Raw genomic sequence first — 21,631 nt, 5'->3', positions numbered from 1 at the left:
AATGACTATCAAAGTAGGTATTAACGGTTTTGGCCGTATCGGCCGTTTCGTATTCCGCGCAGCTCAAGAGCGTGCAGACATCGAAGTAGTAGGTATTAACGATCTAATCGACGTAGAGTACATGGCATACATGCTTAAGTACGACTCAACTCACGGCCGTTTCAACGGTACTGTTGAAGTTGAAGGCGGTAACCTAATCGTTAACGGTAAAACTGTACGTGTTACAGCTGAGCGTAACCCAGAAGATCTTAAGTGGGATGCTATCGAAGTAGACGTAGTTGCTGAAGCAACTGGTCTTTTCCTAACTGACGAGACTGCACGTAAGCACATCACTGCTGGCGCTAAGAAAGTAGTTCTTACTGGTCCTTCTAAAGATGCAACTCCAATGTTCGTAATGGGCGTTAACCAAGCATCTTACGCTGGTCAAGACATCGTTTCTAACGCTTCTTGTACTACTAACTGTCTTGCACCTATCGCTAAAGTACTTAACGATAAGTGGGGCATTGAGTCTGGTCTTATGACTACAGTTCACGCTACTACAGCAACTCAAAAAACTGTAGATGGCCCTTCTGCTAAAGACTGGCGCGGTGGCCGTGGTGCTTCTCAAAACATCATCCCATCTTCAACTGGTGCTGCTAAAGCTGTAGGCGTTGTTCTTCCAGAACTAAACGGCCTTCTAACTGGTATGGCTTTCCGCGTACCAACTGCTAACGTATCTGTAGTTGACCTAACTGTTAACCTTAAAGCATCTGCATCTTACGAAGAAATTTGTGCTGCAATGAAAGAAGCTTCTGAAGGCGAAATGGCTGGCGTTCTTGGTTACACTGAAGACCAAGTAGTATCACAAGATTTCATCGGTGAAGTTCAAACTTCAGTATTCGATGCTAAAGCTGGTGTTGCTCTAACTGACAAATTCGTTAAAGTTGTATCTTGGTACGACAACGAAATCGGTTACTCAAACAAAGTTCTAGACCTAATCGCTCACATCTCTAAGTAATTTCTTTTTAGAAATAGCTTTAGATAAGCATTAGCGAAGACTGTTTTGAGCAGACTTTGAAAAAGGCGACCTTAGTGTCGCCTTTTTAATACCTGCTATCTTTTAAGCGGCTTCGACCCCGATCACCAAAATGCCTTGGCTAGTCACACACTAAAACTTAACCTAAACCTAAAACTTAAGTCAAAACGCAAAATTTAATTCCAATACTGGCTCTGCTTGTCACTCACAAAATCACAAGCACTGTTCTAGCCAGCATTTGAATTCAATTTCCTTAGAAGGATCATGTAATGGATTTATCTACTCTACCTACACTGACAGTACTTTCTGACAACGTGACTATCGTTGAACACGAAGGTGTAAAATTGGTTCGCGTTATCCACGATAAAGCAAACGCAGCCATTTCATTGTTTGGCGGCCATGTGGTGTCATTCCAACCACAAGGTCAACAAGACCTTATTTGGATGAGCCAACAAGCTAAATTCGATGGAAAAACAGCCTTACGTGGGGGTATTCCAGTATGTTGGCCTTGGTTTGGTCGCATTGCTGCACCTGCTCATGGTTTTGCACGTTCAAGCGAATGGCAATTAGTTGAGCACCGTGAAAGCGAAGCGGGTGTGATTGTAAGTCTAGGCCTAAAGCCGAATGAAGAAACTCTAGCAGTATGGCCGCATCAGTTCGATGCACGTTTAAATGTTGAGATTGGTGACCAATTAAAAGTAACTTTGGATGTGAAAAACACAGATTCACAACCATGGACTTTCTCTGGCGCGCTGCACACTTACCTAAACGTTGGTGATATTCACAACACAACCACAACCGGTATGGGTGCTGAGTACATTGATAGCCTGCAAGGTGGCAAGATCTGCCAAGGTGGTTCTGAACTGGTACTAACCGACACGATTGACCGCGTTTACACGCAACCAGAAGCGCAAATCTTTGTTGCTGACAAAAATCTGGATCGCACACTAACGGTTGAGAACCACGGTCATAACTCTGCTGTATTGTGGAACCCGTGGGCAGAAGGCGCTGCAGCTATGGGCGACATGCAAGATGACGGTTACCTAACCATGATGTGTGTAGAATCAACACTACACGCACCAAGCCTAGAAGCTGGTAAAACGCTGCAGCCTGGCGAGAGCCACCAGCTTATTACGGTTATCTCTTCGAACTAAGCTTCTAGCTAATCGAATTAAAAAAATGCAGCTCATAACGCTGCATTTTTTATTGCCCCGAACCTCACACGTACCGTCCAGTAATCAACGTCTTAACACAAGCCAGTAGTCCATCGCCTCTCCGTTTAACTCCACGCCACATGGCTCTCATCACTCTAGTTTATAAATATAACCATCAATTCATTAATTCATTAATTCATTAATTCATTAATTCATTAATTCATTAATTATTATCAATCACTGCCGATAAATAAGTACCTATGATAGAAAGCTCAATAACAAACTTCCTTAAAACCACTTAACAACACCTCAATGAAGACAGGATAGTGAATTCATGTTCGAGAAATACAAAAATCAAAGTGTTGGTTTCCAACTTAAGTTGGTCATTTTGCTGTGCTTGCTTATTGCCTTTGGCTCCATAGCAACACTCGTGTACCGCAATGCCTCACAGGTATTATTAGACAACACGTTAAAAGAACACCAATCCAAAGTAGAAGCGATGGCCAAAACCATCTCTGGTCAGTTTGATGCTTACCTGCATACCGCTAAAGTTTTAGAATCCACTTTTCGTAACGGTTACCTAGCAGGTGTTTATGTTGAAAGTTATGACGTTGAGTTCAACGGTCATTCAATTCCCAACATGACTCAGTATGGTGAGAGCCTAATCAATGACACCAAACTCGTCGATAGCTTTACCCGCGACACCGGCGCCGTAGCAACCCTATTTGCCCCATTTGGCGACGACTTTATTCGTGTCTCAACTTCTCTTAAAAAACCTTCAGGCGAACGAGTCGTTGCGACCACGCTAGGGAAAAATCATCCAGGCTATAGCAAGCTCAAAAATGGCCAGCCTTATTACTCTCAAGTTAAGCTCTTCGGTCAACGTTACATCACCTACTATGCGCCTTTGACCAATGCTCAAGGCAAAGTAAACGGTGTCTCTTTCATTGGTCTGCCAGTAGAAGACGCGACTCAAAGCCTGTTTGAATCTTTACGCTCGGTTTCTTGGGGAGATACGGGATACACCATCATTGTCGATAACGAGAAAGATCATCAAGGCCAGTACTTACTGCACCCTACTAACGTTGGCGGTGGTAAATCGATTGTTGATGTTGCTGACTACGACGGCAACAAACCTTTCTATCAGATCTTTGAACAGCAATCCGGTTTGATTCTCTACCCTTTTGAGTACCAAGGAACTGTAGGCGAAAAGTATCTCGTCTACACTAAAGTTCCTGGTTGGGATTGGAAACTACTTGGCGGTACTTTTATCAAGGAAGTGACCAAGGGCAGTGATGAACTGTTGAAGCTCATCGCTATAATTGCCACCTTGATTGCTGCCGCTACCATCGTCGCGTTAACCTTCGTGTTAAACCGTACACTGACGCCACTAACGACGTTAAACGAGTACATGCTACGTTTAGGAAAAGGCGAAGTGAGCCTGCATATTCCAAACAATGGCAAGCAGACGAAAAACGAGATCAGCAACCTAAATACTGGCGTTGCGAACATGGCTGCTCAATTGAATACACTCGTGGGCGAGATACGTACGACCAGTGATCAAGTTCAGAATAGCTCGAGCAGTGTGTCACAAGATGCCAGCCACAACTTGAGTCAATCTGATCGCCAGCAAGCACAGGTTGAGCAAGTCGTTACGGCCATTGAAGAGATGGCCACCTCTGCAGAATCTGTAGCCCAGCAAGTGAACAGCATTGCTGAAAATGTTCGCCTTGCAAATGAAGACAGCCAGAAAGGTTTAGAAGTCGTTGAAGGTGTGTGTATTGATGTTGCCCAACTGAATGATCAATTAGACAAATCAGCATCGGCCATCGAGCAAGTGAGTTCTGATAGCGAAAGCATTCAAACCGTCACCAAGATGATTGATGACATCGCAGAACAAACCAACTTACTTGCGTTGAACGCTGCGATAGAGGCTGCGCGTGCGGGTGATCAGGGTCGTGGTTTTGCCGTTGTCGCTGACGAAGTAAGAACATTGGCTCATCGTACACAAACGTCAGTGCAAGACGTAGTGAGCATCATCGAGAAGTTGAAATCTTCAACTAACAATGCCGTGAACCTGATGACACAAAGCCAATCGAATGCCAACCAAGTACTCGATAAAGCGCAAGAAGCCGGTACGGCTCTAGAGTCGATTGCCTCTCAAGTTGAATCTATTGCTTCTCAAGCTGAAACCATCGCTGCGACATCAGAAGAGCAAGCTCAGGTTTCTCAAGAAATCGCCGCAAACGCACATGCGATCAGCGACCTCAACCAGCAGAGCCGTGAAACTAGCGCTAAGACTTCTCACAGTGCTGATGAACTTCAAAAACAAGCTGAGTCGTTAAAGAACCAAGTTAACTTTTTTAGCTAGAAGCCGAGTTCACGGTTTCTATCAGTGACTTGCTCATAACCAATAGAGCCAACCATACGTTGGCTCTATCTCTTCACTAACTGGCTCTACCTATTCACGGATTACCGTTAGCCAAGACAGCTGCGTTTATTCTAGCGCCCCACTATGCTTCCTGTTAAAATTTTGGACTTGAAATTTCTACCTCGAGTTCGCAATGACTTACCAATGCCCTTTGTGTCACCAACCTTTATCTCAAAACGATCGTACGTTTAAGTGTGAAAAGAACCATCAGTTCGACCTAGCGAAAGAAGGCTATGTCAATTTGATGCCTGCACACCACAAACGCTCAAAAGATCCAGGTGACAACAAAGAGATGATGCAGGCTCGTCGCCGCTTCCTTGAAGGCAACCACTACGATCCGATGCGCCAAGCCGTTGTTGGTCTATGCACTAGCTATCTGCCAGAAACAGCCCCTAGCCTATTAGATATAGGTTGTGGTGAAGGTTATTACACCAATGAAATTGCGGTAAACCTTCAAGAAAAGAATGGCGCTACTTTTGGTCTAGATATCTCTAAGATTGCTATCAAATATGCGGCTAAACGCTACCCAGCAGTCGACTTCTCAGTCGCTTCGAGTCATCGCCTACCCTTTGCTGAAAATAGCTTAGATGGCATTCTACGCATATACGCGCCTTGCAAGGCAGAAGAGCTGCAACGCACGATCAAAGACAATGGTGTGGTGATTACCGTGACACCTGCTAGCCGACACCTGTATCAGCTGCGCGATGCGATTTATGATGGCGTTCGTTTGCACGATGAAGATCCAGAAGTGATCGAAGGTTTTACTCTTGAGCACCAAGAGCAACTAAACTATATGATGGAACTATCGGGGTCAGACGCATTCGACCTGCTACAGATGACGCCGTTTGCTTGGAAAGCGAGTGAAGAATTTAAACAACAACTCACCGATGCAGAGCAATTCAACTGTGAAGCTGACTTTATGCTACGAGTGTACCGCAAACAACTTTAATTGATATTGATTATCGTTTGCATTGAAATCTCATCTTGCCTCCTTTAGTATGCGTGTTCTTCAAGGAGGCATTTCATGCAACGTATTATTCTTATCGGATTAGCGACCCTGCTTACAGCTTGTGCTAATCAACCTTCAAACAACACTTCTCAACAAGTGGCTAACACGCAAACGCAAGCCGTTTCCACATTCTACGACTACCAATTCGCGTCTCCACAAGGCGAAGCGCTTTCTCTCAATGCATTACCTAAACAGCTGATTGACGCTGATGTGGTTCTTATTGGCGAATGGCACACTCACTCGGCAATCCATCGCTTCCAAACCGATTTTTTAAAAGTGCGCCGCAACGCCACATCAAACATCGCGCTTTCAATGGAACAATTCACTCGAGAGCATCAAGACACATTAAACCAATATCTAAATGATGAGATTGGCGAACAAGTTCTTATGTCTCAAGCCGCTGCTTGGCCAAATTACGAAAGTGATTACCGCGCGTTAGTGGAGTTCGCTAAAACCAACGACGTCAATATCATTGCGGCAAACGCACCAAAACCCTTTGTACAGTGTATCGGCCGTAAAGGATTATCCTATCTAGATCAGCTAACGACGGAACAGCGTCAATGGATTGCTTCAGAAGTGGATACTGGCGATAGCCCTTATAAAGAAAAGTTCATGGCTTCGATGCATCACGGAACACCAGAGCAAACAGAAAAACAGTTTGCGGCTCAAGTAACATGGGACGAAACCATGGCAGAGTCGATTGTTGATTACCTCGCATCAAACCCAGACCAACAGGTGATTCATGTGGCCGGTAAGTTCCACACCGAAGGTGGTTTAGGCACTGCAGCATCGATTCTACGTCGTAACCCTGATTTGAAAATTGCCATCATCAGCCCAGTTGAAGAGATCTCATCGGATAGCAGTGACTATCAGCTTGAAGTTCTCTCGCCACCGGTTCGCTTTGTTAAGAAAGAGAACCGAATGAAGGCATATAAGCACCTATCTAAGCGCGGATCCGACCTCAAGTGCGACTAAACTCGCTATCCAGACTTAATCTTATTCAAGTTTAGGTCTGGCATGCTACAAGTCTGGCAAACTAAAAGCTTGTTCAATGGCGCCCTAAGATAAATATTGATATCGGCATAGGAATTGCTTAATTACCAAGCAGTTTTGATTAAGCAGACGAAGATATATTGTGCGAATAAAAAAACATCACCACGGTGATTAAATGCACAAGTTTTTCACACCTCTGCCGATACTATATTTAAGGATAGGTAAGGAGAGCGATATGACGCCAGTAGGAACGAGTAACACTCAGCTGTATTCACCTTCTCAAATGAACGCACAAGCTAAAAGCATTGAAGCTGACAAGCCTGCACCTCTTAAGGTTGAGCAAAATACCGTTAAACTTTCCGATGAGGGCAAAGCCCTATTATCTGCCCTTAAAGAAATCGATAAAGAAGCCAAGAAAGTCGAAGATGAAAACGCGACCGTTACTGATAAGGTTGAGTCATTTGCTCACGGCGCATTAGGTATGGATCACCCAGATAAGATTGAAGAAGAGGAAGATAACTCTTATTCAGCAGGGCAATACTTATCCGCAGCGGCAACGGTTGGTGGCATTCTTCTCGCTCTTATATAACCTTACTTTCCTTTACGGCATTCCTTTCACTACACCACGTGCATTGTTTGCACAGCACTGCTTACATTGTCCCTATTGCTCTGAGCCTCTTTCATTGCAAAAAATCGATTTGTCGTCACGACAACAGACCTGATTTGTCTTAAAAAACGAGTTCACGACATAATTCCGCTCTCATTTTAATGGAATAATACTCGTGAAAAACTCTTTTGCGCTTATTGATAAGCCAACCTTTTTTGGTGCGATAGCACTCCTACTCACGATCATCTTCCCGCTGATTATGTTCCCTACGCAAGGAGCAGACTGGATCGCGGTCGCTAAAACCTTTATGACAGACCAACTTGGTTTCTTGTACCTAGCGCTTGGACTCGCAGCTTGTGCCTTCATGGTTTACGTTGTGTTCAGTGATATGGGACAAATTAAACTGGGTGAAGCCGATGAAGAACCTGAATTTAAAACCGCTTCATGGGCAGCAATGCTTTTCTGTGGTGGTATCGGGGCAAGTATCTTGTACTGGGGCTGTATCGAGTGGGCTTACTACTACCAATCACCGCCTTTTCAACTAGAACCCGGCAGTGAAGAAGCCGTTCGTTGGGCTGCGACCTATGGTTTATTCCACTGGGGTCCAATTGCTTGGTCTATCTACCTAATCCCTGCTATTCCAATTGCCTACTTTTTCTATGTACGTAAACAACCTGTACTAAAAATTTCTAGTGCATTGATGCCAGTATTGGGTGAACACCATAGCCGCGGCGTTGCAGGTAAAGTTGTAGATATCCTATTCATCTTTGGTCTATTAGGTGGCGCAGCAACAACGTTAGGTTTAGCAGCACCTCTTATTACTGAAGGTCTTAACCACTTATTCGGCCTACCAAAAAATAACGTCACTCAAGTTATGGTGCTTCTGGTTTGTACTGCGATATTCGCATACTCATCGTATGCGGGTTTGGAAAAAGGCATCAAGATCCTCAGCAACATCAACTTCTGGGGCGCAATGGGACTATTGATATTCGTCCTAATCGCTGGCCCAACGATTTTCATGCTTGAAACGGGTCTAGACTCGATTGGTCGCCTATTGTCTAACTTCTTCGTGATGGCAACGTGGGCTGAACCATTCGGCGGCTACGGTACGTTCGAAAATACCCATTTCCCACAAGATTGGACCATTTTCTACTGGGCATGGTGGCTAGTTTTTGCACCAAGCATGGGCCTGTTTGTTGCGCGTATCTCTCGCGGCAGAACCATTAAACAAATGGTGTCAGGCTCTATCTTCTTTGGTTCATTAGGTTGTTTCTTATTCTTCATGATCTTAGGTAACTACGGTTTATCCCTACAGTTATCTGGTGAGCTAGATGTCGTTGCAATCCTAAACGAAGAAGGCGCAACCAAAGCTATCTTCTCGATGCTGGCACAACTGCCAATGAGTACGTTAGTGATCGCCGTATTTACACTGTTGTGTATTATTTTTACTGCGACAACCTTTGACTCTATCTCTTACATTTTGGCTTCTGTGGTTCAGAACAACGTGACCGAAGAGCCAATGCGTTGGAACCGTATGTTCTGGGCATTCACACTGTCGTTCTTACCAACGATTCTGATGTTCTTGGGCGGTCTAAGCACGCTTCAAACGGCTGCGATTGTTGGTGGCTTACCGCTACTGGCTATCTCTGTGATGTTGATGATCTCAGCCGTTCGTGCAACGAGCCTCGATTTACGTCACCAAGAGAGTTACATCGAGCCGACGATTAACATCGAAGAGCTGCCAGACATGGATCCATGGTCGGCAGAAGGGATGGCACTGGCACAGTTCGAGAAAGAGAAAGACGCAGCACAAGAAGCCGCAGAACTTGAACGTGAAGCTTATAAAGCCCTTGCTGATGTGAAGAAAGAAATCCGCGCTTATGTTCTTGAACAGGGTGCACAAATGGAAACACATGAGCTTCCTGAAAACCTACAACAAGCACTTGAGCAGGCTGAAAACAACCTAAGCACAGCTCAAGCGAAAAAAGTTGAGTTATCAGAGCAAGCTCAGAAAGCTCGAGTCGCGTTCAATCAGGTGGTTGCAGAACTGCCACTTGCTTGACATTAGCCATGACATAGTCCATTTATTTGGACTCTCCTAAATACGCCAAAGGCTCACAGAAATGTGAGCCTTTTTTTATGTTTTTCTGAAAATTTGAGTTATTGCTCAATTTCATATTGATGAAACAAATATGAAACGACTTTGACACAAATCGGTGTTCTAATCATCCCGCTTATATAAAAAGGGATAACTAATGAAGCACTTTATGAAACCAATTGTTACCGCAGTGGTAACCTCTACACTCTCATTCAACGTACTTTCAGCAGAAATCAAAAATGTCATTCTGATGATCGGCGACGGCATGGGACCTCAGCAAGTTGGCTTATTGGAAACCTACGCAAACCAAGCGCCAAATTCCATCTATAAAGGGAACAAAACGGCCATTTATCAACTTGCCCAAGAAGGGGTTATTGGTTCATCCCTAACGCATCCGGAAGACGCAATCGTAGTGGATTCAGCTTGCTCTGCGACCATGCTTGCAACGGGTATTTACAGCGGTTCAGAAGTGATCGGTATCGATTCCCAGGGTAACCATGTTGAGACAGTACTTGAGAAAGCAAAAAAAGCAGGCAAAGCGACCGGCTTAGTTTCCGACACACGCTTAACTCACGCGACCCCTGCTTCTTTCGCCGCTCACCAACCTCACCGTTCTTTAGAGAATCAAATTGCATCTGACATGTTAGCAACGGGCGCTGATGTGATGCTCTCTGGAGGACTGCGTCATTGGATTCCTAAATCGACCAACGACAAAGGTGAAACCTATAAGCAACTTGAGAAACTGACTCAAGGTGATGTTTATCTCAAATCGAAGCGTAAAGACGACCGTAACCTGCTGACTGAAGCAGAGAAAGACGGCTACCAACTGGCGTTTAATCGCAACATGCTAGACGACGCTAAGGGCGATAAACTACTTGGCCTATTCGCCTACTCGGGCATGGATGATGGCATCGCTTACAGCAACAAGAAAAAGAGTGGCGAACGAACTCAACCAAGCCTGAAAGAGATGACACAAAAAGCACTCAACATCCTATCCAAAGATGAAGATGGCTTTTTCCTAATGGTCGAAGGTGGCCAAATCGACTGGGCGGGACACAGTAACGATGCAGGCACCATGCTGCATGAACTGCTCAAGTTTGATCAAGCGATCCAAACGGTGTATGAATGGGCAAAAGATCGTGAAGACACAATCGTGATTGTGACCGCAGACCACGAAACAGGCTCTTTCGGTTTCAGCTACTCTTCTAATGACCTACCAAAACCACAGAAACGTTCTGGCGAAGCCTTTGCTGATCGCGACTATGCACCCAACTTTAACTTTGGCGCATTCGATATTCTTGATGGTTTATACAATCAGAAGCAAAGCTACTACGGTATGATCAGCGAATTTCAGAAGCTGGATAAAGCGCTGCAAACACCTGAAAAACTGGCTGAGATCGTCAACAAAAACAGTGAATTCCCTATCACAGCGGAACAAGCGAAAAACGTATTAGCCAGTAAGCCGAACCCATACCGATTGGCTCAGCACAAATACTTGTCGGCAGAAGAAGTGCCTGCTATCAACGATTTCGATGCTTTCTTCCCTTATAACGACCGTGGCAACCTGCTTGCTCGTGAACAAGCAACCGGTCAAAACATCGTTTGGGGTACAGGTACACACACTCACACACCAGTGAACGTGTTTGCTTGGGGCCCTGCTGAAAAGATACTGCCAGTTTCGAAAATCATGCACCACTCAGAACTGGGTGAGTACATTAAACAACAAGTAAACTAGCCTGAATCTTTTTTGCTCGTTTAACTTTAGCGCCCTTCGGGGCGTTTTTTGTTTTAAGCCTTTAAGCCTTTAAGCTAAGTGAGTAAGTTTTAAATTTGGGCGACGCCAAATAGCAAAACAGCCGCTAAAGAGCGGCTGTTTTTAGAATAACTAACGGTTTGGGTGATTCAAGATGTGGTCTTCCCAATCGACAACATCGATTTCGTATACCACTTTGTTACGAACACTCTCACCTGCAGCATGCATCTCTGATTTAGAACCCGTAATCAATGGGTGCCACTCAGGAATCGGCTTAGATTCAGATAGAAGACGGTAAGCACAAGTGTCTGGTAGCCAATGGAATTCATGAATCTTGTCACGAGTCAGCTTCAAACACTCTTCACCTGAAGTGAAGCGGTTCGGGTAGTCTTTACACGAACATGTTTTGTCGTTTAACCAGCTGCACGCCACGTTGGTGTAGTAAACTTCATCGCTATCTTCATCCATTAGTTTATGTAGGCAACACTTACCACAACCGTCACACAGTGATTCCCACTCGTTCTCGGTCATTTGCTCTAGTGTCTTTTCTTGCCAAAATGGATTCGTCATAGGATTACTTCTTACTCTTTTACTGGGGTGCGTGTTATACCGCTAGCCCATAAAAAGTTCAAGGATAATAATTGTTCATTCTTTGATTCAATCAACAGCTGTCACTCTCATCATTTTTTGCTACTATCGCGCACCCTGTTATTTAGTGAGTTTGATTTGATGGAATGTCGCCTAGGTTGTGGAGCTTGTTGTATCGCTCCAAGTATTACATCTGCTATTCCTGGAATGCCTAATGGCAAGCCTGCGGGCGTACGCTGCATTCAATTAAATGAGCAAAACCTCTGTAAGCTATTTGGTCAGTCTTCACGCCCTAAGGTGTGTCACCAATTTAAAGCTTGTCCTATCATCTGTGGTAAAACCGACCAAGAAGCGCTTGATAACCTTATTGAGCTCGAAGCAATAACCTAACAATACTTTTCTTTTTATATATGCCCAAGATTTAACAACTTTGATAAATCTAAACTATCTTATTGATACTGGTAAAGATTAATAAGGATAGTTATGAATAAGTATATCGCAGAAATGTTCGGTACGTTTTGGTTGGTGTTAGGCGGTTGTGGTAGTGCCGTCTTAGCCGCGGCTTTCCCTGATGTGGGAATAGGTCTACTCGGAGTTTCCCTTGCCTTTGGTTTAACCGTACTCACTATGGCTTTCGCTATTGGTCATATATCCGGTTGCCACCTCAACCCTGCTGTCACAATCGGTCTATGGAGTGGTGGTCGCTTTGATGGCAAAGATGTTGCGCCTTATATTATTGCACAAGTGATTGGCGGTATTATCGCGGGCGGCGTGCTATTTGTGATTGCTTCTGGCCAAGCAGGTTTTGACGTTGTCTCATCAGGCTTTGCTTCGAATGGTTACGGTGAACACTCACCGGGTGGCTATTCGCTAACCGCAGCACTCGTGTGTGAAGTGGTCATGACCATGGTGTTCCTATTCGTGATCATGGGGGCAACCGATTCAAAAGCACCGGCTGGATTTGCACCTATCGCGATTGGTCTTTGTTTAACCTTGATCCACCTTATCAGTATCCCCGTCACTAATACCTCTGTGAACCCTGCTCGAAGTACTGGTGTAGCCGTATTTGTTGGAGACTGGGCTGTTTCGCAATTATGGCTATTCTGGATTGCACCGATTATTGGTGCCGTGATTGGCGCTGCGATTTACAAAGCCGTGCGTGGCTCTGATTAATCGTTTGAAAAGGTTTTAGAGTAGACGCGTTTCAGAATAGAGCTTTATAACAAAAAAGAAAAAGCCGCTTAGTGATTATTCACCAAGCGGCTTTTTTAGATCTTATGACGACCGAGTAAGGAGTGCGAAAGCGTGGTGCCATCCACCAGCTCTAGCTCACCACCGACGGGAACACCATGGGCGATACGGCTAGCGTTCACTTCATGGGCATTACATAGCTCAGCAATGTAATGCGCTGTTGCTTCCCCTTCTACTGTCGGGTTAGTCGCTAGAATTACTTCAGTGATATCACCACGACGTAAACGGTAATCCAAGACATCGAGACCGATATCACTTGGACCGATACCATCAAGTGGTGAAAGATGCCCCATAAGCACAAAGTAACGACCTGAATATTGGCCAGTTGCTTCAATGGCTGCAATATCTGCAGGGCTCTCTACTACACAAATTTGACCGTTGTCCTGACGTTTAGGATTGGTACAAATGTGGCAAGTATCTTCTTCAGTAAAAGTACGGCACTCATTACAATGACCAATTTCGGTCATTGCTTGGCTAAGAGCTTCAGCCAACTGTAGGCCGCCTTTTCTATCGCGCTGTAACAAATGAAAGGCCATACGCTGCGCCGACTTGGGGCCAACCCCAGGTAGACAACGTAAGGCCTCCATCAAATGCTCCAGCATATGACTGGTACGCATATTTAACCGTTCTAACTTTAAATAACGGCTTATTCAAGAACAAGCCGTTGGAAGAGACAAGTCTCTTATAAATAAGTCGCTTAGAAAGGCATTTTCATACCTGGTGGAAGTTGCATCCCACCAGTTACGCCAGCCATTTTCTCTTTTTGAGTCTCTTCGACACGACGAGCTGCATCGTTGAAAGCGGCTGCGATAAGATCTTCAAGCATCTCTTTATCGTCTTCCATTAGGCTTTCATCGATATCAACGCGACGAACACTGTGACTACCAGTAATCGTAATTTTTACAAGGCCAGCACCTGACTCACCTGTAACTTCCATATTTGCGATTTCTTCTTGAAGCTTTTGCATGCGTTCTTGCATTTGCTGGGCTTGCTTCATCATGTTGCCCATACCGCCTTTACCAAACATGTTATTACTCTCTGGTCTAATTGGTTTATTAAAATCATTTAAGCTACTAAGGACTTAAATGGGGGTTAAAACACTGTGATTCAACCCCACGAGTTCAGTTCTCTGATTTGCTTTCCAAGGATGATATGCCCATCACTAAATGAAAGGCATATCGATATTGGAGGAACACTATATTGGACGAACGCTGTCTCTATCCAACTCGGCAGCAAAACGTCTTTCGATAAACTGTACGTTGGCATCGTTTTCCAAACTGGTAAACGCGTCTTTCAACTTGCTTTGATACAATCTTTCTCGCAGTTCTAGCGGTGTTTCTCCACCATCACCAATTTCAACACTCAAATGACACTCTTCTCCAAGCACAGTATTGAGAGACTGTAATAGCTCACTCTGTGCACGGTCGGTATTCAAGTGAGCCTGGCTCGCTCTTAACGTTAAGGTGATTGATGTGTCAATCTTAGTAAATACTGAGTTCAATGCTAACTGTTCAACAAGCTTGGCTGTCTCTAGCTTTTGAATCGTGGCGGACCATTCATCTTGAACAATCGACTCTTGAAGCAATTTATCGACCATTTCTGGTGTTTTAATATGCTCTAACGCACGCTTGATCTGAGTAGGTGTAAGCTCTTTGCTCACCTCTTTCACTACAGGTTTAGACGGTTTCCAGCGATAAGGTTCATTATCGTTGGTCACATTTTCTGTCGAAGAGGCTGATAAAGAAGCTGGCGACACCCGCTCAGAACCACCGTGTTGCTGAGCAACTCGGTCAAGAACTGAAGTTTTAGCTGGTGTCGCTTTAGCCTTTTTTGGCGCTGAACCTTTGTTTTCTGTTGCTGCACCACCTCTACGTTGAGAACGCAATTGGTGACGTAAACCACTCACAGGCGAAGTTGCACGCGCTGGTCGCTCTTGCGAAGCTGGTGGAACAGAAGGTGCAACGGGAGCAACATTTGGCTGCTCTTGATTCTGATAATTCGTTTGCTGAGTCATGGGACTCATCGGCTGCTCCGCACCGTAGCTAGGACGTTCATCATAAGCAGGTGGAGCGTCATACTGACTGTGCGGGTAATCCTGTTCTGGATAACCTTGGTTGCCTGAATGATCAGCGTAACCTTGCGAATCTGAATATTGGGTCTGATTCTGTGGCGGTTGCTGTTGCACAGGCTGCTGAATAGGAGCTTGCTGAGGCACTTGAGGCTGTGAAACCGCTGGAGCCTGAGCTGACTGTCTCGGAGCTGCCATTGGCGCAGCTTGACTCACTGGCTGAGCAACACTCTGAACCGGATTCTGAGCTGCAGGAGCAGGCGCTGGGCTAGTCGACTCAGTCGAGATAGCCGTAGCAACAGTTTGTTCAGCAGGTCTGAATGCCAACATACGTAGAACCACCATCTCAATACCAACACGAGCGGTTGGCGATAATGGCAAGTCTTGACGCCCTTTCAGCACTATCTGGTAGTAGAGTTGGATATCTTGTGGGCTTAACGCTTTGCTCAACAGTTCTAGCCTTTCAGCGTCAGGCTGAGCCTTGTCTAAAGTAGACGGCAGAGCTTGATACATCGCCAAACGGTGTAATTGAGTCGCAAGTTGACTCAGCAATCCATCCCACTCAACGCCATTTTCAGCAAGAGCTTGAATGCAAGCCATCGCTAATTGTGGTTGTTTACTGCTAATCGCTTCAAGTAGATGAATCGCTTGGTCTGTATCCAGCGTTCCAAGCATGTGAGCAACAGTGTCTGTCACTACATTGCCATTACCTAATGCGATAGCTTGGTCTGTTAGGCTCAGCGCGTCACGCATACTGCCATCAGCGGCATGAGCAATCATTCCAAGCGCACGAGATTCAGACGTCACATTTTCTTGTTCAAGAATATGATCGAGTTGCTCGTGGATATTATCAACGCTGATCGGCTTAAGATGGAATTGCAGACAACGCGACAATATCGTCACAGGAAGCTTTTGCGGATCCGTTGTTGCGAGCAAGAACTTCACATACTCAGGCGGCTCTTCTAAGGTCTTTAGAAGCGCATTAAAACTGTGCCTAGACAGCATGTGTACTTCATCGATTAGGTAAACCTTGAAGCGACCGCGTGCAGGCTTGTACTGAACATTGTCCAGAAGCTCGCGGGTATCTTCTACCTTAGTACGTGAGGCAGCATCGATCTCGAGCAGGTCAACAAAACGACCTTCATCGATCTCTTTACAGGTTGCACACTCACCACAAGGGGTTGCAGTAATGCCTGTTTCACAGTTAAGACCCTTAGCAAACAAACGGCCGATGGTCGTTTTACCGACACCTCGTGTACCGCTGAATAGGTAAGCGTGATGCAACCTATTTTGGCTAAGGGCATTCTCTAATGCTGTTAAAACATGGGCTTGACCAACCACTTCTTTGAATTTGGTTGGTCGCCATTTTCGCGCTAACGCAAGATAGCTCATGAATAATTCCGAAAAGGATTAGTGACCGTCGAATTCGCAGATGCTAAACACTTCTAGACCTAAGCCTTGTAAGCGCTTGTCACCACCGATTTCTGGAAGGTTAATAACAAATGCAGCGTGTTCTACCACACCACCAAGCTGACGAATCAGCTTTGTTGTCGCTTCAATCGTACCGCCTGTTGCTAGCAAGTCATCAACCATCAGCACTTTATCGCCTTCAACGATCGCATCGGTATGGATTTCTAGCGTATCAGTGCCGTACTCAAGCTCATAAGATTGTGCCACAGTTTGACGAGGCAACTTACCCGGTTTACGAACAGGGATAAAGCCGACACCTAGCTCAAGAGCAAGAGGCGCACCAAATAGGAAACCACGAGCTTCAGTACCAACGATCTTAGTAAAGCCCATGCCCTTGTATGTATCCACTAACAGGTCGATTGTCGCTTTGTACGCGGCAGGATCTTCCATCAAGCTTGTTACGTCACGGAACAAAATACCCGCTTTAGGGTAATCAGGAATGCTTTTGATGCTTGCTTTGATCAGAGAGATTTTTTCTGTGTTCATAATCTTATGCACTTCATTAGGCCGCTTTCCAAACTCTCGTTAACGAATCAAACATCAACGCTCGGAATTAAGGAAAGGTACGATTGGTATTCATTGCAACGAGAGTCATAACTCTGATTGCTGAAATAATAAACGCCCGCTATACAAGCAGGCACACTGGCTTAATGGTAGTGATTTTCTTTGCTGTCAGCAACCAACTCATGGGTTGGAAGTCGCATAAACCATGTGAGAAGAATAACAAGTACACAAATTAGGAAAACCTTGACCCAAATGAGCGGGGCAAAGTAGATCGATAACGCAAAACTCAACAAGATAAAGAACACGCCACGCGTTTTAACTTGCTTGGTCACAGCACCGTGTTGATACCAATTGTTCAACAAGGGACCCAGCGTTTTATGCTCATGCATCCATTTGTGAACTTTGGGGTTGCTTCGCATGAAACATGCACTGGCAAGAAGGAGAAAAGGCGTGGTTGGCAGAACGGGTAAAACGATCCCTAGAACTGCAAGAATGATACAAAGGCCACCAGCAATATTGAGGCTTAAAACTCGAACGCTAATTGTGGCCTCCTTGAGTTAGCTATCACCAATCGGCGACGATAGCTTAACTAGAATGTTGCGTAACCATTGAATACTCTGATCAACGTAAGGGTTGCTGGTAGTAATGGAATCGCTAAAAATGCGGCTAAAAATCCTAAAAAATAGAATACATTAAACGGGTCTTGAAAGTCTTTGTTATCTGCCATGATTGCTTCTTATTTTTGTTAGTAAAGGTAAGTATCTGGCGAACCAAACCCGCTTTGCTAAATCGACATTTAACAAAAAAGGCATAGCCACACCATTTGCGCAACTATACCTTAATCAATTATTCACAAAAACCGAGGAAATATAGGGTTAATCAGTGGACCCTTGGTGTATGTCTAAACTAAAACTGGCCGATCCAAGCAGGCTCAATGATAGCTGGCAGCCTTGTTCAATCGGAAGATCCCGTGTAATGAAGTTCTTCTTACAGTTCTCACCCAAGCGCTCGCCCGCCGCAATATGTTGATTCAATTCGCCATTCGACCATTGTCCATCTAAACCCGCAGGTAAAATAGAGATAGTTCCCACAGCAAGGTCAGCAACACCAAACAAAGCATTCACAGGGGTTGAACATTTAGAGCAACGAATCCCCTTCTCCAAAATTTCCGCAATATCTTTGAGATCAACGTTAAAATCTTTTCTATTTCTGATGTAATCGTGGAATAACGCTCTCACCAACAATGTGGCCGCTGAGCCGCCGTTATCAGAAGACGACGAATCGACAAGGTAAAAAGCAAACTGCCCGTTCATCATCCACGCATAATCAAACACAAGCGGCATCATTTCTGTTGATTGCAGTAAACGGTAGCTGCAACGCCATGAGCCTTGTCGTGTGTCTTTCTCTGGAAGCAGCGCGTGCAATAAGTCTCTTGCAGCACTCGGGTTATCTTGCAGGTAGTTTAGATGCCAATGCAGCTCTTGATCTTCAGGGATCTCGCCACCGTCATCAACGCAGAACCATTGGCTTGAAAAATCTCGTTGGTCTGAAATGTTATCGAACGAATCTGTCAATGTATTCGCAATCGCACTTCCTAAGTGACCGTGATCCTCTAAAGGTTTCGCTAAAAAGTCTTTGATACCAAATCGTAATGCTTTCGCCACATCAGACATATCATCGGTGCCAGACACAACGATCATAGGCAGTGACGGATACTCTAAACTGAGCTCTTCTACAAGCTCAATGCCATCCAGTATCGGCATTGATAAGTCACACACAATTAAATCTGGCGCTGAGTCTCTAAGCTTTTGCAGAGCGTCCAGCCCATTTTCAGCCTCAACCACTTTATAACCAATCTTGTCTAAGTACGCGCTGGTTATCCGGCGAAAAATAGGATCATCATCAACCAACATAACGCATTTTTGATTGAGAACTTCCTGAGCCGAGGTCATAACTGGCTGACTGTGAGTTTTGTACATAATCTCTAACCTCACAAAACTAAGTCGAATTATTATTGTTATCTGTTCTAAGAACTAATATAAAACTTAGTAATAAAATACTAAATACACAAATGTTCACTCTTTACTGGTAATTCGTGACAAGGGTTGGAATACTGGTAAATAGTGCAACGAGTTGACGTAACGCAAACATTGATCTCAATATTACGTATAAATTAGATGAGATTGTAAACAAATGTGTCTGGATTTATGAAATTAGATGATTTAAACCTCTTTCGACTTGTCGTTGAAAATGGGAGCTACACCGCAACATCGCGCAAGACTATGATTCCGGTTGCGACCATTACACGACGCATCCAAGCCTTAGAAGACTCTTTGAACCTAAGGCTTCTCAATAGACACGCGCGTAAACTCTCTTTAACAGAGGCTGGCGAACGTTTTTTCAATGAATGCTCACCGTTACTACAACGTCTATCTTCTACTGCTGAAGAACTCACAGACGTGTGTAAAGGTGCTTCAGGGAAGATTCGCATTACCGCCCCCTCAAACCTGACCAAGCGCATGATGATGCCGATGTTCAGTGAATTCATGACTCAATACCCTGATATCAATATTGAGCTGATGATGAACAACCAGGCTGATCAGCTTGATCCAACCGAGTGGGATGTCATTTTCAGAGTCGGCCCGCAGCGTGATTCAAGCTTAATCGCAAGAAAGATCAGTGAAGTGAAGGATATTCTTATCGCGAGTCCTGACTACTTAGCGAAGAACCCGGCACCAAGTCATGCAGAAGAGCTCGCGAATCATTCGCTACTTAAAGGCTATCCGCTGATTAAGTGGCAGTTGAGTAATTCGAATGAAGAGACGGTCGTGAATAGCGAGAAAGGTCGTTTCAATGCGAATGCGCTTAATGTCGTGAGACAAGCCTGTTCTGAGGGCCTAGGTATCACCCTAATGCCTGACGTGATGATCCGTGAATACATTGAAGATGGCAGCTTAGTGCAAGTCTTAGAAGACTGGAGTGCTAACCCTCGTGATATTTACATGCTTTATAACCACAAAGACCACCTGCCAGAGAAGGTTAGATTGTTTATCGACTTTGTGATCGCATACCACATTCACTAAGATTCAATCCCCTTCCCCCGCAAACAAAAAAACCAGAGCCGATGCTCTGGTTTTTTATTACTCATTTTTTATGAGTACGCTAAGCGCCTTCGTTATGTAACTCTAGGTTCGCGAGATCTTGTTGGATCTCACGCTCAACCTTTGAATCGTCATTACGTAAAGAGTCTAGGAAATCTAGGTACGCTTGGTCGATATCACCCGTTACATACTCGCCGTTGAATACAGATGTATCAAAACGAGAGATGTCTTGATTACCCATACCTACCGCCGAGATTAAATCTGGTAGCGTTTGGAAAATCAAAGCGTCTGCGCCGATCTGCTTACAAATCGTTTCGTTGTCACGGCCATGAGCAATAAGCTCCGTCGCGCTCGGCATATCGATGCCGTAAACGTTCGGGAAACGAACCTCAGGAGCAGCAGAAACCATGAAGACTTTGCTTGCGCCAGAATCACGAGCCATCTCAATGATCTGCTCTGATGTTGTGCCACGAACAATAGAATCATCAACCAATAGAACGTTCTTACCTTTAAACTCAGAACGAATTGCGTTGAGCTTACGGCGAACCGACTTCTTACGCTGTTGCTGACCAGGCATGATAAACGTGCGGCCAACATAGCGGTTTTTCACGAAACCTTGACGGTATGGCTTATTGATCGCTTGAGCAATTCGTAGCGCAATATCATTCGATGTTTCAGGGATTGGAATTACCACGTCAATGTCTAGGTCTGCGTACTCTTCTTTAATACGCTTGCCTAACATCTCACCCATCTCAACGCGTGCGCTATAAACCGAAATTTTATCGATGAATGAATCAGGACGAGCAAAATAAACAAACTCGAAAATACATGGGTTTAATTGTGGATTATCTGCGCATTGTTTAGTGAAAAGCTCACCATTGAATGTTGCGTAGATAGCTTCACCAGGGGCAACATCGCGCATAAAATCAAAACCAACAGCGTCTAACGCTACCGATTCAGACGCAACCATGTACTCTGTTTTACCGTTAATTTCACGCTTACCAAGACACAGTGGACGAATACCATGTGGGTCACGGAATGCGATCATACCGTGGCCGATGATCATCGCTGTCACTGCGTAAGCACCACGAATAGTACGGTGCACGTTTGCAACGGCGCGGAACACATCTTCTGAAGTCACATTACCTTTAACAGTATCGATTTCATGAGCCAATACGTTCAGTAGAACTTCAGAATCAGAGGTTGTGTTGACATGACGACGGTCTTTTTCGAACAACTTCTCACGAACTTCACTTGCATTCGTTAGGTTGCCGTTGTGCGCCAACGTGATACCAAAAGGAGAGTTTACGTAGAAAGGCTGCGCTTCAGAAGCACTCGAGCTTCCCGCTGTAGGATAACGAACATGACCAATACCCACGTTACCTTGGAGGCGTTGCATGTGTTTTGCTTCAAAAACATCTTTAACTAAACCGTTCGCCTTACGCAGACGGAAACGATTGCTTTCTATGGTACAAATACCAGCGGCATCTTGGCCACGATGCTGCAATACCGTTAAAGCGTCATAAATAGACTGGTTTACAGGTGTTGAACCCACGATTCCAACAATACCACACATGTCCTAATCCTCG

19 protein-coding genes are annotated in these 21,631 nt (G+C 44.8%); 11 read left to right on the top strand and 8 right to left on the bottom strand.

All coding sequences use genetic code 11. The features are described from left to right. The first annotated feature begins 1 nt into the window (after position 1). The 8 genes from gap (at position 2) to L3V35_RS13450 (ending at position 11,042) form a co-directional block, all read left to right on the top strand. A complete protein-coding gene (gap, locus tag L3V35_RS13485; RefSeq protein ID WP_026012234.1) occupies positions 2 to 997 on the top strand; it encodes a type I glyceraldehyde-3-phosphate dehydrogenase in 996 nt (331 codons plus the stop codon). Positions 998 to 1,284: 287 nt separating this feature from the next. Further along, positions 1,285 to 2,169, top strand: coding sequence for a D-hexose-6-phosphate mutarotase (locus tag L3V35_RS13480; RefSeq protein ID WP_237300041.1), 885 nt, complete (start codon positions 1,285 to 1,287; stop codon positions 2,167 to 2,169). Between the two features lie 334 nt (positions 2,170 to 2,503). After that, positions 2,504 to 4,540 carry a methyl-accepting chemotaxis protein gene (locus L3V35_RS13475; RefSeq protein ID WP_237300039.1) on the top strand — a complete coding sequence of 679 codons (2,037 nt, stop codon included), beginning with the start codon at positions 2,504 to 2,506 and terminating at the stop codon, positions 4,538 to 4,540. 193 nt (positions 4,541 to 4,733) lie between these two features. Further along, a complete protein-coding gene (gene rlmA, locus L3V35_RS13470) occupies positions 4,734 to 5,549 on the top strand; it encodes a 23S rRNA (guanine(745)-N(1))-methyltransferase (protein WP_237300038.1) in 816 nt (271 codons plus the stop codon). A gap of 75 nt (positions 5,550 to 5,624) precedes the next feature. Next, positions 5,625 to 6,584: a ChaN family lipoprotein gene (locus L3V35_RS13465; RefSeq protein ID WP_237300036.1), complete on the top strand. Its 960-nt coding sequence runs from the start codon at positions 5,625 to 5,627 to the stop codon at positions 6,582 to 6,584. Positions 6,585 to 6,837: 253 nt separating this feature from the next. Continuing rightward, a complete protein-coding gene (locus L3V35_RS13460; protein WP_237300034.1) occupies positions 6,838 to 7,191 on the top strand; it encodes a hypothetical protein in 354 nt (117 codons plus the stop codon). Between the two features lie 193 nt (positions 7,192 to 7,384). Continuing rightward, positions 7,385 to 9,271 carry a BCCT family transporter gene (locus L3V35_RS13455; RefSeq protein WP_017079506.1) on the top strand — a complete coding sequence of 629 codons (1,887 nt, stop codon included), beginning with the start codon at positions 7,385 to 7,387 and terminating at the stop codon, positions 9,269 to 9,271. Positions 9,272 to 9,464: 193 nt separating this feature from the next. Then, positions 9,465 to 11,042 (top strand): alkaline phosphatase, encoded by a 1,578-nt coding sequence (locus L3V35_RS13450; protein ID WP_237300032.1) that lies wholly within the window; start codon positions 9,465 to 9,467, stop codon positions 11,040 to 11,042. A gap of 150 nt (positions 11,043 to 11,192) precedes the next feature. On the opposite strand, the gene L3V35_RS13445 is transcribed toward L3V35_RS13450, so the two are convergent. Further along, on the bottom strand, positions 11,193 to 11,630 hold the full coding sequence (locus L3V35_RS13445) for a YcgN family cysteine cluster protein (protein WP_017067609.1): 438 nt from the start codon (positions 11,628 to 11,630) through the stop codon (positions 11,193 to 11,195). Positions 11,631 to 11,789: 159 nt separating this feature from the next. Here L3V35_RS13445 and L3V35_RS13440 point away from each other — a divergent pair, with 159 nt between their 5' ends. Together L3V35_RS13440 and aqpZ are read left to right on the top strand one after the other, a co-directional pair. Continuing rightward, positions 11,790 to 12,038: a YkgJ family cysteine cluster protein gene (locus L3V35_RS13440; protein WP_237300029.1), complete on the top strand. Its 249-nt coding sequence runs from the start codon at positions 11,790 to 11,792 to the stop codon at positions 12,036 to 12,038. A 93-nt stretch (positions 12,039 to 12,131) separates the two neighbouring features. After that, the gene (gene aqpZ / locus L3V35_RS13435; protein ID WP_004734154.1) at positions 12,132 to 12,821 is read left to right on the top strand and encodes an aquaporin Z; all 690 of its coding nucleotides are present in this window, start codon (positions 12,132 to 12,134) and stop codon (positions 12,819 to 12,821) included. 95 nt (positions 12,822 to 12,916) lie between these two features. Here aqpZ and recR read toward each other — a convergent pair whose 3' ends face one another. The 6 genes from recR to L3V35_RS13405 all read right to left on the bottom strand — a co-directional run bounded on the left by recR (position 12,917) and on the right by L3V35_RS13405 (position 18,920). Then, positions 12,917 to 13,516, bottom strand: a complete 600-nt coding sequence (recR, locus tag L3V35_RS13430; RefSeq protein WP_017111149.1) for a recombination mediator RecR — start codon at positions 13,514 to 13,516, stop codon at positions 12,917 to 12,919. 80 nt (positions 13,517 to 13,596) lie between these two features. Beyond that, positions 13,597 to 13,926, bottom strand: coding sequence for a YbaB/EbfC family nucleoid-associated protein (locus tag L3V35_RS13425; RefSeq protein WP_004734156.1), 330 nt, complete (start codon positions 13,924 to 13,926; stop codon positions 13,597 to 13,599). 168 nt (positions 13,927 to 14,094) lie between these two features. After that, positions 14,095 to 16,359: a DNA polymerase III subunit gamma/tau gene (gene dnaX / locus L3V35_RS13420; RefSeq protein WP_237300028.1), complete on the bottom strand. Its 2,265-nt coding sequence runs from the start codon at positions 16,357 to 16,359 to the stop codon at positions 14,095 to 14,097. A gap of 18 nt (positions 16,360 to 16,377) precedes the next feature. Then, complete coding sequence (gene apt / locus L3V35_RS13415; RefSeq protein ID WP_004734171.1) at positions 16,378 to 16,923, bottom strand: adenine phosphoribosyltransferase; 546 nt, start codon at positions 16,921 to 16,923, stop codon at positions 16,378 to 16,380. A 161-nt stretch (positions 16,924 to 17,084) separates the two neighbouring features. Continuing rightward, positions 17,085 to 17,456, bottom strand: a complete 372-nt coding sequence (locus tag L3V35_RS13410) for a YbaN family protein (RefSeq protein WP_065204975.1) — start codon at positions 17,454 to 17,456, stop codon at positions 17,085 to 17,087. Between the two features lie 360 nt (positions 17,457 to 17,816). Continuing rightward, a complete protein-coding gene (locus L3V35_RS13405) occupies positions 17,817 to 18,920 on the bottom strand; it encodes a response regulator (RefSeq protein ID WP_004734168.1) in 1,104 nt (367 codons plus the stop codon). 228 nt (positions 18,921 to 19,148) lie between these two features. Here L3V35_RS13405 and L3V35_RS13400 point away from each other — a divergent pair, with 228 nt between their 5' ends. Beyond that, a complete protein-coding gene (locus L3V35_RS13400) occupies positions 19,149 to 20,024 on the top strand; it encodes a LysR family transcriptional regulator (protein WP_004734167.1) in 876 nt (291 codons plus the stop codon). Positions 20,025 to 20,103: 79 nt separating this feature from the next. On the opposite strand, the gene purF is transcribed toward L3V35_RS13400, so the two are convergent. Continuing rightward, positions 20,104 to 21,618 carry an amidophosphoribosyltransferase gene (gene purF / locus L3V35_RS13395; RefSeq protein WP_004734166.1) on the bottom strand — a complete coding sequence of 505 codons (1,515 nt, stop codon included), beginning with the start codon at positions 21,616 to 21,618 and terminating at the stop codon, positions 20,104 to 20,106. Positions 21,619 to 21,631: the final 13 nt, after the last annotated feature.

Source organism: Vibrio sp. L5-1 (assembly GCF_021728315.1).
Taxonomy (GTDB): domain Bacteria; phylum Pseudomonadota; class Gammaproteobacteria; order Enterobacterales; family Vibrionaceae; genus Vibrio; species Vibrio splendidus_K.
The sequence above is the reverse complement of the archived record's forward strand: the minus strand, read 5'-3'. Positions and strand labels throughout refer to the sequence as shown.